Raw genomic sequence first — 11,577 nt, forward strand, 5'->3', positions numbered from 1 at the left:
AAAAGCGCAAATGCAGGCCTGATATAAGAGGATTACAGATCACGCATTTGTTCTCGAATCCCCAATCTAGACGTTCTTAAAGGGGTTTTTTGAATATATTTGCAAGTCCACCAGGACATCTTCGGGATTTTGAACTAATTTGGCCCCTTGTTGAATTAATTGATGGCACCCCTTGGATAGTGGGCTATGGATTGATCCCGGGATGGCAAACACCTCTCTTCCTAGCTCACAGGCCAATCTAGCAGTAATGAGGGATCCGGACCGCTCGGCAGCCTCCACCACTAGAACTCCCAGCGATAGGGCGGCGATGATGCGATTGCGGCGAGGGAAGTGATAGGGCTTTGGGCCGACCCCAGGTGCCAGTTCGGATATCAGCAGACCTTGCCGGCGGATAGACTTGGCCAAGGTATGGTGCTCTGGTGGATACACAATATCTAAGCCCGTTCCACAAACTGCTACGGTAGGGTGACCTGTGGCAAGCCCAAGCACGGCTGAATGGGCTACACCATCAATACCGCGAGCCATTCCAGAGATCACTAAAAATCCAGCCTTAGATAGGGCTTGAGAGAAGTCAACTGCATTTTTAATGCCTTGTGCGGTAGGTTTGCGTGAGCCGACAATGGCGATCATTGGAGCATTGAGGCAGAATCCCTCGCCAGATAAGTAGAGCGTGTTCGGGGGGTCGCTGAGATCAAGAAGCCGAGCTGGATATCGGGGGCTATTTCGTTCAATCGAGATGATTTGAGGGTTATTTGCTTGAGGCATTAAGCAATTGTCCCTATTAAGAAAGTGCAAACTATCAGGACAGGCGGATTACTCTGTTGGATAATTCCGATATGTCCCTATTAACTGTTATTTGTTACCCAGACCCACGCTTGTACAAGGTTGCTAAACCTGTAGCGCAGGTTGACGCGCGCATTAAAAAAATTGTGATTGATATGGCTCAGACGATGTACGACGCGCCCGGTGTTGGTCTGGCTGCTACACAGGTCGACATTCATGAGCAGATTATTGTTATTGACGTGTCGGACAACCAAAATGAGTTGATGGTGTTCATTAACCCAGAATTAGTTTGGGCAAGTCCGGAAAAAAAATCTTGGCGCGAAGGATGTCTTTCAGTGCCGGAGTATTACGATGATGTGGATAGGCCCGCAGTTGTTCGAGTCAAGGCGCTAGATGAACATGGAAGAGAGTTTGAAGTAGAGGCCGACGGCTTATTGGCAGTTTGCTTGCAGCACGAGATGGATCATCTCAAGGGAAAAGTATTTGTTGAGTATCTTTCTATGCTGAAGCGTAACCGTATTTCACTCAAAATGAAAAAGCGCGCAAAAGAACGCATTGATAATTTTTGAGCGCCCAATGAAAATTGTTTTTGCAGGCACCCCAGAATTTTCAGCCCATGCGATGCGCGCCATAGTAGCGGCAGGTCATGAAATTGTGCTGGTGCTAACTCAGCCTGATCGACGAGCAGGCAGGGGGATGCATTTAAAAGCAAGCCCAACCAAAGCAGAGGCATTGAAAAGAAATATCCCGGTGCTGCAACCCCTTACATTAAAGCGCGACCATGTTGATGTAGAAAAAAGCACTAAGGCGCAAGAGATATATCAGCACCTTGCCGGACTAGAGTTTGACGCAATGGTAGTGGTCGCATATGGCTTGATTCTGCCGCAAGAAATCCTAGATCTTGCGTCACAAAATCATCGGCATGGTTGCTTTAATATCCACGCCTCACTATTACCCCGTTGGCGTGGGGCAGCGCCCATTCAGCGTGCAATTGAGCGTGGCGATATCAAATCGGGTATCAGCATCATGCAAATGGATGCAGGCTTAGACACGGGCGATGTCGTGTTGGTAGGCGAGCTGAAGATTTCACCGCAGGAAACAAGCGCTTCATTACATGATCGTCTGGCGGACATGGGCTCGGAGCTGATGGTGCGGGTGCTTAGCAGTATTGAACAAGGCACGCCGCTACTGCGCACCGCCCAGGCGCTTGAGGGCGTTACCTATGCTAATAAAATTCTTAAAAACGAAGCGGCAATTCAGTGGCAGCTCAGCGCTATAGAAATTGAACGACGTATCCGCGCCTTTAATCCATTTCCAGGGGCAATTAGCAGCCTGGATCACGAGCCAATGAAGTTCTGGAATGCTTGTTTGCCAAACAAAATAGCTGCCTCTCAAACAAAAAATCCCGGCGAGGTACTGGAGATAAACGATGGTAGTGTATTTGTTCAGTGTGGCGATGGCGTCATTGAGGTTTTAGAAATGCAAAAGCCCGGCGGGAAAAGAATGAGCGCAGGCGCTTGTCTAAGCCCTTATCGGTCGCAAGAAAAAATAATGCAGTTTCAGAAAGATAGTGTTGACTGATCAAAAAATATTACATAGCCTCCCCTTATCTGAGGCCATCACCATTTCTGCACAAGCTGTTGGCGAGGTGATGCTTGGAAGATCGCTAACCGAGGTTCTTGATCAGCTAGATGCTCATGAGCGCCCGATTGTTCAAAGCCTTACTTTTGATGCTTTACGAAAGTGGGTAAGAAGCCATGAGTTCATCAAGGAATACATTCCGAAAGTGCCACCGCCAGAAGTCGAATATTTGCTTAGCGTTACGATTGCCTTATTGCTACAGGGTAGTACTGGCGGCAAGGGGTACCCAGCGCACACCATTGTTGATCAATCGGTAAAGGCCTGTAGCGAGTATGAGCCAACGATGTATGCCAAGGGTTTGGTAAATGCGGTGTTGCGTAAAGTGAGCCTTAAAATACAGGCGCAGAATGAGGGTGCTTATCCACCTGATCCAATCCCGATGTTCTTTCCTCCTTGGTGGCGAGCGAGCCTGAAGAAGAATTTTCCTAAGGTATGGCAAGCAATGCTGATACAGCAGGCTCAGCGAGCCCCCTTGATCTTGCGTGTCAATGCTCAACAGCATACGCGTCAGGAATATCAAGATCTACTACAGCAAGAGGGGATTGCATCTGAACCGATTGCTGAAATCGCAGGCATTGCCTTGAGCTCAGCTTTGCTATTAAGGGAAGCTGTTCCCGTATCTGATTTACCAGGTTTTTACGCCGGTGCCGTTTCGGTCCAAGATGCGGGCGCGCAGATTGCGGCGATATTGCTTGATCCAAAGCCAGGAGATCGTGTTTTGGATGCCTGTGCTGCGCCTGGTGGAAAAACGGCACACCTATTGGAGTTGGCCGAATGCGGAATGATTGCCCTAGAGTTGGACGGCACGCGTCTTGGAAAAATTGGTGGAAATTTAGATCGTTTACGCTTGCAGTCAGACGCGGTTAAGATTGTTCGTGGAGATGCTTCGAAAACGGCATGGTGGGATGGCGTGCTGTTTGACAAAATACTGCTCGATGCCCCCTGTTCTGCATCAGGTATCGTAGCTAGACATCCCGATATTCCATTTTTGCGACGTGAGGCAGATATTCATGCTTTACAGTTACGTCAGCGTGCGATTTTGACCCAAGCTTGGAACATGCTTAAGCCGGGCGGTCTTTTATTGTATGTGACCTGCTCGGTATTTCCGGAGGAGGGGGCAGATCAAGCAACTTGGTTTGCTGCTGAGTTTGTCGATGCATTACGATTGCCGGCCCCTGGCCAAATTTTACCGACTGAGGTCAACGATGGTTTTTACTACGCCTTGTTTAAGAAAAATGGGTAATGAGCCAACGCATTAACCAAGTTATCTTTTGCCTTTTATTGGTGCTGACCTTTTTCTCGGCCACAGCAAGCGCAGAAGGAATAAAGCTTAAAGCGCTGGAACTTGAGCGAGTGGAAAACGACTGGCTACTCAACACGGCATTTCAGGTTGAGCTAACTCCGGGGTTGGAAGATGCGGTACAAAAAGGGGTGGTGCTTTATTTTCAAACAGAGTTTGACCTTACTCGCGCACGTTGGTATTGGTTTGATGAGAGGCCGGCCCTTGCACAGCGCCAGACCCGCCTCTCTTATCAGCCAATCACACAACAATATCGAATTGCCTCGGAGGGTTTTACTTTTTCCGCTAAGACCATTTTTGAAGCATTGCAGGCCGTAGGCACTATTGGCGGTTGGAAGGTAATTGATAACAATCAAATAGACTCGAGCAAGTCTTATATAGCGGCAGTCAGAATGTCCTTAGATTTGAGTAAGCTCCCCAAACCCTTCCAAGTAAACGCCTTAAATAATCGGGATTGGAATATTTCTAGTGATTGGGTTCGCGTTCCTTTTTTACCAAACGGCCCCAACATCATTAAGCGATGAGAATTGCTATTCCCCTCTTTAGGCTAAGCGCTCCTGAAAAGGAGGCGTGGAAGAGGCGCGCCTTACCGATTGCCGCAAGCCTTATAGGGGCATTTGCACTATTGTTGTTGGTATTACTGTCGATCGCGTCGTCCAATACAGCGTTCTTTGATAATTACTTTATTTGGCTCTATGCGGCCAATATGGCTATCGGCATTTGTCTTGCCTTAGTGATTGTGACACTGGTGATCGTAATCGCAATTCGATGGCACAAGGGACGATTTGGTGCACGACTGATTGCAAAACTTGCCATGATTTTTGCCTTGGTTGGTGTTGTGCCAGGGTTAATTTTGTACGGCGTTTCCTTACAATTCGTTTCTCGCAGTATTGAGACTTGGTTTGACGTTAAGGTAGAGTCTGCGCTGGAGGCCGGCTTGGAGTTGGGTCGTGCGACATTAAGTACCTCATTGCAAGAATTGCAAGAAGAAGGCAGGGTTATTGCCAACCAAATTCAAATCATGCCTAACTCGTCTAGTCCGGCCGAGTTAACTTTGCTGATTTCACGAATGCGCGATCAGTTTGGTATTCAAGAGATTACGATTTTTAATGGTCGTCAAGCAGTAGTCGTAACGGCAGTATCAGATACGGTGAAGCAGCCAGCAGGAGCTCCTAGCTCAGAGGTCATTAGGCAGGCCTCTAGTAGTGCTAGTGGTACGGCATTTATTGATGAGCCCCAGCTCAATGGTGGGTCCCCCGAATATCGTCTACGGGTAGTCATCCCCCTATTGAAAGAGCGCACTACTAGTGCGCGTGGATTCGGTTTAAATGCGCAATATCAAAAAGAGTTTTGGTACTTGCAGCTAATTAAAACCGTTCCTGAGGGCATTACAAAAAATACCTTAGCAGTTCAGGCGGCCTATAGTGACTATCAGGAGAAGTCTTTGGGGCGGACCGGCCTGCGAAAAATGTTCGTGGGCACGCTGACATTGACTTTGTTTTTTGCATTGTTTGTAGCGGTTACTTTGGCCCTGATATTGGGTCGTCAGTTGGCAAGACCGCTATTAATGCTGCTTAAAGGAACACAAGCCGTCGCTCAGGGCGACCTTTCGCCTAAGCCAGAGTTAGATACTGGCGATGAGTTGGGCATGCTGACGCGCCAATTTAATGTAATGACACGCCAGTTGGCGGATACCAGAACATTATTACAAGAATCCAAATCTTTCTTAGAAACAGTGCTGGGTAACTTGACTGCAGGCGTTTGTATTTTTGATAAAGAATTTAATGTAGTTTCAAGTAATGCTGGAGCAGATCGCATTTTTAAGAAAGACCTAACTAAGGCAAGTGGACGTCCATTAAGTGATAGTCCTGCTCTGCTGGAGTTTGAAGAGGCCATCAAAGAGGGCTTCGCCACAATGAAACTAGCGGTCGGGGTCGATAGTGATCTAGCTGGGGCAAGCCAGGCAGGAGTTGGCCGGGTATGGCAAAAACAGATTCAATTACAAAGCACCAATGAGTTTGAGAATGAGTTGGGCGTCACTTTATTTGTCCGCGGTACAGAGCTCAATCCTGATTTGCGGATGGTGGTATTTGATGACATTACAGACGTCGTCAGTGCACAACGTTCAATTGCTTGGAGCGAAGTGGCTAGGCGCCTGGCTCATGAAATTAAGAATCCGCTGACTCCTATTCAGCTCTCAGCAGAGAGGTTGCAATATAAGTTAGCCGGCAAACTCACTCCAGAGCAGGAAGAAATGATGAATCGTAGTACTGAGACCATCATTGGTCAGGTGCAGGCCATGAAAGAAATGGTGAACGACTTTAGAGACTTTGCAAAAACACCCACACCTCAATTAAAAGCGATTTCAATTAATAGCCTCACCCAGGAGATTTTGGGCTTGTATGAGGGCAGCCCTTTAAAGGCTGAGCTCGATCCGCTCTGCCCAAATATTATGGGCGACGCTACACAACTAAGGCAGGTGATTCACAACCTTTTACAAAATGCGCAGGATGCCACTCTGGAAGGCGGGCAAAAAAATGCGCCAGTAGAAGTCAAAACAGAACTAGTTCCTTATGGCGAATCTCATAACGCAGTCCAAAATGCAGTACGCTTGACCATTAGTGATTGTGGTTCAGGATTTCCAGCTAAGATACTGGCTAGAGCATTCGAGCCTTATGTGACTACTAAGAGTAAAGGCACTGGATTAGGGTTAGCAGTCGTGAAAAAAATAGTGGATGATCATGGCGCCAAAATTGAAATCCGTAACCGCATGCGGGCAGATGTGGTGGTCGGAGCGCAAGTATCCATTTTGTTTATGAATCTAGCAAAAGAGGCAGCATAGGTATGGCGTGTATTTTGGTGGTCGATGATGAGATGGGGATCCGCGAACTTCTTAATGAAATTCTATCGGATGAGGGCCATACTGTGTACGCTGCAGAGAACGCAATGCAGGCTCGCACTATTCGTGAGCAAATGCGGCCGGATTTAGTTTTGCTGGACATTTGGATGCCCGATGTTGATGGCATTACCTTATTAAAGGAGTGGTCTAAGGCAGGGCAACTTACGATGCCGGTTGTGATGATGTCTGGTCATGCCACCATCGATACAGCGGTTGAGGCAACTCGTATCGGCGCCCTTAATTTTTTAGAAAAACCTATTGCACTACAAAAGCTACTCAAGACGGTTAATAAAGCCTTAGAGAGTTCACCTAAATATGTCGAGCCACCAGAAGATAAGGCATCCCAGCCATCCCTTTCCGCAGGTAGTGGTAGCCCAAAAGCATCGACTCTTGAGCAACCTCTAGCATCGTCAGCCGGCGAATATATCAGCGGTATTGCAAAAACCTATTTTGATTTACCGCTCAGAGAAGCCAGAGATCTTTTCGAGAAAGCCTATTTTGAGCATCAGATGATCATTATGGGCGGCAGCATGACCAGGATTTCTGAATACACGGGCCTCGAAAGAACCCATCTCTATCGTAAGCTCAAGGCCTTAGGTATTGATACGTCTCGCAATAAGGGTGAGCAATAACACCTAGTTTGCTTAAAGTATCGATGCAGTTTAAGTGGGGCCGTTCCAGAGGATAATCATGTCTACATCATTATCGGATCACTCCCATGGAAATTAAGGTCAACTTTCTCGATAAGCAGCGTCTTGAGGCAAAGTTTGACGACTTCACCGTAATTGCAGATCAGCCTATTCGATATAAAGGCGATGGCTCGGCTCCAGGCCCATTCGATTATTTTTTAGCTTCATCTGCTCTATGTGCGGCCTATTTTGTAAAACTTTACTGTGATACTCGTAAGATCTCTACCGAGAATATTCGCCTTTCACAAAGCAACATTGTTGATCCTGAAAACCGCTACCAACAGATTTTTAAGATCCAAGTTGAGCTACCTCAAGATATATCCGCTAACGATCGTAAAGGCATATTGCGTTCAATTGAGCGCTGCACCGTTAAAAAGGTAGTGCAGGCAGGACCAGAGTTTGTCATCGAAGAAGTAAAAAACTTAGATGCCGATGCACAGTCTTTGTTGGCCTTGAAACCAGCCTCCGAGGCCCTCACTTATATTTCAGGTAAAGATCTCCCCTTAGAGGAAACGATTGCCCAGATGTCTTCTGTGTTGGCAAACCTGGGTATAAAAATTGAGATTGCCTCGTGGCGCAACATTATTCCTCATGTTTGGTCATTACATATTCGTGATGCCCATTCACCGATGTGCTTTACCAACGGTAAGGGCTCGACAAAAGAAAGCGCATTGGCATCTGCTTTGGGTGAGTATATTGAGCGGCTGAGTAATAACCATTTCTATGCGGGCGCATTCTGGGGTGAGGATATCGCCAGCAGAGCATTTGTGCATTATCCAAACGAGCGCTGGTTTAAACCGGGCGCTAACGATGCCCTGCCGGTAGATATTCTAGATGAGTACTGTCTTAATATCTTTAATTCTGATGGTGATCTGCGCAGCTCCCATCTGATTGATACTAATTCAGGCAATGTGCAGCGAGGCATTTGCTCGTTGCCCTACATACGCCAGTCCGATGGTGAGACAGTTTATTTTCCATCAAACCTGATTGAAAACTTGTATGTCAGCAATGGTATGAGTGCGGGCAATACCCTAGCAGAAGCACAGGTGCAATGCTTGTCGGAGATTTTTGAGCGGGCAGTAAAACGAGAAATTCTTGAGAATGAAATTGCACTGCCAGAGGTTCCGCCCGAAGTGTTAGCCAAGTATCCCGATATTTTGGCTGGTGTAAGGGCTTTAGAGGAACAAGGCTTTCCGGTGCTGGTGAAGGATGCATCGTTAGGCGGTATTTACCCGGTCATGTGCGTCACTTTAATGAACCCCCGCACGGGTGGTGTGTTTGCTTCCTTTGGCGCGCATCCAAGTTTGGCTGTGGCGTTAGAGCGAAGTTTGACAGAGCTTCTTCAGGGGCGTAGCTTGGAAGGCCTCAATGACTTACCTCCTCCAACTTTTTCAAGTGAGGCAGTGACCGAGCCAAATAATTTTGTTGAGCACTTTATTGACTCAAGTGGGATTGTTTCTTGGCGCTTCTTTAGCTCAAAACCAGATTATGAATTTGTAGAGTGGGACTTTTCTAGTCAGGGTGAAGTGTCGAATGCACAAGAGGCGGCAACCTTATTTGATATTCTCAAGTCTATGGGCAAAGAAGCCTATGTGGCTGTATATGATCAGCTTGGTGCAACAGCCTGTCGGATTTTAGTGCCGGGCTATTCTGAGGTGTACCCAATAGAAGACCTTATTTGGGATAACACGAACAAAGCCTTGTTATTTCGGGCAGACATTTTAAATTTATCCTCCTTAGATGATGTCAGTTTAAGTAGCCTGCTTGAGCGCTTAGAAAATAACGAGCTTGATGAGTATGGCGATATCGCTACATTGATTGGCATTGAGTTTGATGAAAATACGCCCTGGGGCCAGCTAACTGTTTTAGAGCTGAAGCTACTGATTAATCTGGCCTTACGCAGATTCGATGAGGCACATGAGCTAGTGGGCGCCTTTCTTCAATACAACGACAACACAGTAGAGCGAAAATTGTTTTATCAGGCCATTAATGCTGTTCTTGAGATTGCGCTAGATATAGATTTGCAGCTTGATGATTACATTCTGAGTTTCCGGCGGATGTTTGGCGATGAGAGAATGGACGCGGTAATAGGATCAATGGACGGCAGCATTCGCTTTTATGGCTTAACTCCCACCAGCATGAAACTTGAGGGTCTTGATAGACATCATCGGCTGATTGATAGCTATAAAAAACTGCATGTGGCGCGAGCTAAATTTGCCAGGGTTTAGAGTTTGGTTTCAAATTGGGCGCAGTCCGCAAAACAGAAAATGAGTAACACGCCACTCAACCCCCGCCGCACAAGCTAAAGATGCCTTATATCGTAAGCAGGATAAACATCCCTGTTAGCTAGGATTTCTAGGGATTTCCCAAGAGTTAGCTACGGTAGTCATATTTTCAAAGCATTTCAGCAGTTTCATTTATAATAATTGTCTTGGCCTGGTAGCTCAGTCGGTAGAGCAGAAGATTGAAAACGTAGGATAGAGGACTAAAACAGTTCTGCACATTGGGTCTAAGCACAGCAAGATCCACAGCGCGCTCGGCACTAAATCTATTGTCTTGCAGCGCTTTCCGATATACCCAAAGTGGCATCAACAGCGTTCAAATATCCCGCATTGATAAGAAGTTGGCTAGTATCAGGCGATATGACCGGCTGCTATAGGGTGCTAAAAAAAATAGCTCAAAAATTCTTTTTGACTATTTTGAACTTCTTTCAATTTGCAATTACTATTACGTTATGTATGAAAAAAAATTAAGAGTGACTCTCACAAATGTACGCTGCCGCATTGATGCAAAAGTTAAAGCTGATGCAGTAGAGGCCATTGAGGCAATGAGGTTAAATGTCTCAGATGCTATCCGTTTATTTTTAAAGCGTGTAGCTACTGATGGCACTATTCCGTTTGACCTTCGTATGCCTAATGCCAAAACTATTACCGCTATGGAAGAGATTGAAAATCCAAAAACTCGAGCCAAATTGAAACTACTAAAATGAAAACTAATTCCGAAATAGCTAATCGGAAAAAAATAGTGTCTGGCGCGATTGGATCACTTCGTATCGAGGGCTTAAAACCCAGCGAAATAATTATTCAAGAAACTAAAGAGAGATATCGCAAAGCTTAATACACCGTATCGTGATCACCTACATTAATCAATACGATTTCATTTTCAGTAATAATCATTTCAATCGTGACACGGTATTTCAAATTAATGGAGATGCTTTGTAGGCCATCTAGTCTGCCAGTCAATCCATGAAGACGTAGTGAGGGGTGATTTGGGTTAAGCTCTAAAAGCGCTAATGTTTTGGCATATTGGCTTTCCACATCAGGGTGACGCTTTAAGAACTTAGCGGCACGCTTGTTGTACTGTTCGGTAAAGATTAACTGCCAAGTCATTGCGTAGCTTTATTGATTTGCTTTAGGCGCTTGATGTGTTGGGCCACGGATTCCTTAACAAATCGTCCACCCGCTAAGTCTGTCCGAGATTCGGCTAGGGCAGCTTCAAGCTCGCATTCGCGCAGGTATTGATATTGCTCCTGGCTCATCACTACGTACTTGACTTGTCCACGTACAGATACAGATGCTTCAAGTTGCCCCAGCAAAGCATCTTCAATGGCTTTAATGCCTTTGGTCTTTAAATCGTTGGCTACTACAGCACCCATCACAACCTCCTAAATAGTATGATTAATAGCACTATACATGATGTTGTTAATCAACGCAATAATCGAAAGGGGCGGTTTAGTTGATTCATAGCCCCGTTACTATTGCCCATCACCTTCAATACTTGCGTATTGATTCCATCAAGCCTCGTTAGATAGAGGATCGGTTATTGTCTGCCCTACTAGATTGTTAGGTAACAAGACAAGCTACAAGCGTCTCGTAACTAGACGCTTAACTTATTCAAGCAATCGCTACACAAGCATTGATCCTTTGGTTTACTCCCAAGTATCGATTCAAGTTTTTCCTGATCTACCAAGATGCCAAAGCACCAGCAAGTACCACCACGATTGACTTGATCAATCTGACAGCTATTGCTTTTTCCACAAACAGGGCAAATAGCCCAAGTATTTTCTATAGTCATGCCTTGATTCTACGGGGTCAATTTGATAGAGGATGCGAACCGTGTACTTTAAATAGATAAAGTGTCTAGTTGTTGGACGTTTAATTTATATTCAAATGAATCGCTACCAATATCCTAGACACTTGCCAACCTCGCTTGGTACTGCTTTTCAAATACTACCGGAGATAAGCCATTGTTGTAACTATGGCGCC

Annotated in this window: 13 protein-coding genes; 9 read left to right on the forward strand and 4 right to left on the reverse strand. The window is 45.9% G+C overall.

Going from position 1 to position 11,577, the window contains the following annotated elements; translation table 11 throughout:
* Positions 1-66: 66 nt before the first annotated feature.
* Positions 67-765 (reverse strand): DNA-processing protein DprA, encoded by a 699-nt coding sequence (gene dprA, locus B0G85_RS06065; protein WP_100379534.1) that lies wholly within the window; start codon positions 763-765, stop codon positions 67-69.
* Between the two features lie 71 nt (positions 766-836).
* On the opposite strand from dprA, the gene def reads away from it, so the two are divergent.
* The 9 genes from def (at position 837) to B0G85_RS10430 (ending at position 10,429) form a co-directional block, all read left to right on the forward strand.
* Positions 837-1,352, forward strand: a complete 516-nt coding sequence (gene def, locus B0G85_RS06070; RefSeq protein WP_198508733.1) for a peptide deformylase — start codon at positions 837-839, stop codon at positions 1,350-1,352.
* Between the two features lie 7 nt (positions 1,353-1,359).
* Entirely contained in the window at positions 1,360-2,364 is a 1,005-nt protein-coding gene (gene fmt / locus B0G85_RS06075; protein WP_100379584.1) for a methionyl-tRNA formyltransferase, read from the forward strand.
* Positions 2,357-3,667, forward strand: a complete 1,311-nt coding sequence (gene rsmB, locus B0G85_RS06080; RefSeq protein WP_100379536.1) for a 16S rRNA (cytosine(967)-C(5))-methyltransferase RsmB — start codon at positions 2,357-2,359, stop codon at positions 3,665-3,667. The genes fmt and rsmB overlap by 8 nt, the downstream gene beginning before the upstream one ends.
* On the forward strand, positions 3,667-4,248 hold the full coding sequence (locus B0G85_RS06085; RefSeq protein WP_100379537.1) for a DUF4390 domain-containing protein: 582 nt from the start codon (positions 3,667-3,669) through the stop codon (positions 4,246-4,248). Before rsmB ends, B0G85_RS06085 begins: the two co-directional genes overlap by 1 nt.
* A complete protein-coding gene (locus tag B0G85_RS06090; RefSeq protein ID WP_100379538.1) occupies positions 4,245-6,566 on the forward strand; it encodes a sensor histidine kinase in 2,322 nt (773 codons plus the stop codon). The genes B0G85_RS06085 and B0G85_RS06090 overlap by 4 nt, the downstream gene beginning before the upstream one ends.
* Positions 6,567-6,568: 2 nt before the next feature.
* Positions 6,569-7,255: a response regulator gene (locus tag B0G85_RS06095; protein WP_100379539.1), complete on the forward strand. Its 687-nt coding sequence runs from the start codon at positions 6,569-6,571 to the stop codon at positions 7,253-7,255.
* Positions 7,256-7,341: 86 nt separating this feature from the next.
* Positions 7,342-9,540: an OsmC domain/YcaO domain-containing protein gene (locus tag B0G85_RS06100; RefSeq protein WP_100379540.1), complete on the forward strand. Its 2,199-nt coding sequence runs from the start codon at positions 7,342-7,344 to the stop codon at positions 9,538-9,540.
* 527 nt (positions 9,541-10,067) lie between these two features.
* The gene (locus tag B0G85_RS06110) at positions 10,068-10,301 is read left to right on the forward strand and encodes a type II toxin-antitoxin system RelB/DinJ family antitoxin (RefSeq protein ID WP_198508734.1); all 234 of its coding nucleotides are present in this window, start codon (positions 10,068-10,070) and stop codon (positions 10,299-10,301) included.
* On the forward strand, positions 10,298-10,429 hold the full coding sequence (locus tag B0G85_RS10430) for a hypothetical protein (RefSeq protein WP_255408135.1): 132 nt from the start codon (positions 10,298-10,300) through the stop codon (positions 10,427-10,429). The genes B0G85_RS06110 and B0G85_RS10430 overlap by 4 nt, the downstream gene beginning before the upstream one ends.
* On the opposite strand, the gene B0G85_RS06115 is transcribed toward B0G85_RS10430, so the two are convergent.
* The 3 genes from B0G85_RS06115 to B0G85_RS06125 form a co-directional block, all read right to left on the reverse strand.
* The gene (locus tag B0G85_RS06115; RefSeq protein ID WP_100379543.1) at positions 10,426-10,701 is read right to left on the reverse strand and encodes a type II toxin-antitoxin system RelE/ParE family toxin; all 276 of its coding nucleotides are present in this window, start codon (positions 10,699-10,701) and stop codon (positions 10,426-10,428) included. The two genes, B0G85_RS10430 and B0G85_RS06115, sit on opposite strands and share 4 nt — an antisense overlap.
* On the reverse strand, positions 10,698-10,967 hold the full coding sequence (locus B0G85_RS06120) for a prevent-host-death protein (protein WP_100379544.1): 270 nt from the start codon (positions 10,965-10,967) through the stop codon (positions 10,698-10,700). Before B0G85_RS06120 ends, B0G85_RS06115 begins: the two co-directional genes overlap by 4 nt.
* Positions 10,968-11,188: 221 nt before the next feature.
* The gene (locus tag B0G85_RS06125; RefSeq protein WP_100379545.1) at positions 11,189-11,386 is read right to left on the reverse strand and encodes a cysteine-rich CWC family protein; all 198 of its coding nucleotides are present in this window, start codon (positions 11,384-11,386) and stop codon (positions 11,189-11,191) included.
* Positions 11,387-11,577 lie beyond the last annotated feature (191 nt).

Source organism: Polynucleobacter brandtiae, assembly GCF_002797575.1.
Taxonomy (GTDB): domain Bacteria; phylum Pseudomonadota; class Gammaproteobacteria; order Burkholderiales; family Burkholderiaceae; genus Polynucleobacter; species Polynucleobacter brandtiae.

Excerpts from the sequence above, each read along its gene's own strand:
- B0G85_RS06095 (WP_100379539.1), top strand. The coding sequence starts at position 6,569 with ATGGCGTGTATTTTGGTGGTCGATGATGAGATGGGGATCCGCGAACTT.
- B0G85_RS06085 (WP_100379537.1), top strand. The coding sequence starts at position 3,667 with ATGAGCCAACGCATTAACCAAGTTATCTTTTGCCTTTTATTGGTGCTG.
- def (WP_198508733.1), top strand. The coding sequence starts at position 837 with ATGTCCCTATTAACTGTTATTTGTTACCCAGACCCACGCTTGTACAAG.
- B0G85_RS06120 (WP_100379544.1), bottom strand. The coding sequence starts at position 10,967 with ATGGGTGCTGTAGTAGCCAACGATTTAAAGACCAAAGGCATTAAAGCC.
- B0G85_RS06115 (WP_100379543.1), bottom strand. The coding sequence starts at position 10,701 with ATGACTTGGCAGTTAATCTTTACCGAACAGTACAACAAGCGTGCCGCT.
- B0G85_RS06125 (WP_100379545.1), bottom strand. The coding sequence starts at position 11,386 with ATGACTATAGAAAATACTTGGGCTATTTGCCCTGTTTGTGGAAAAAGC.
- fmt (WP_100379584.1), top strand. The coding sequence starts at position 1,360 with ATGAAAATTGTTTTTGCAGGCACCCCAGAATTTTCAGCCCATGCGATG.
- B0G85_RS06100 (WP_100379540.1), top strand. The coding sequence starts at position 7,342 with ATGGAAATTAAGGTCAACTTTCTCGATAAGCAGCGTCTTGAGGCAAAG.
- B0G85_RS06090 (WP_100379538.1), top strand. The coding sequence starts at position 4,245 with ATGAGAATTGCTATTCCCCTCTTTAGGCTAAGCGCTCCTGAAAAGGAG.
- dprA (WP_100379534.1), bottom strand. The coding sequence starts at position 765 with ATGCCTCAAGCAAATAACCCTCAAATCATCTCGATTGAACGAAATAGC.
- B0G85_RS10430 (WP_255408135.1), top strand. The coding sequence starts at position 10,298 with ATGAAAACTAATTCCGAAATAGCTAATCGGAAAAAAATAGTGTCTGGC.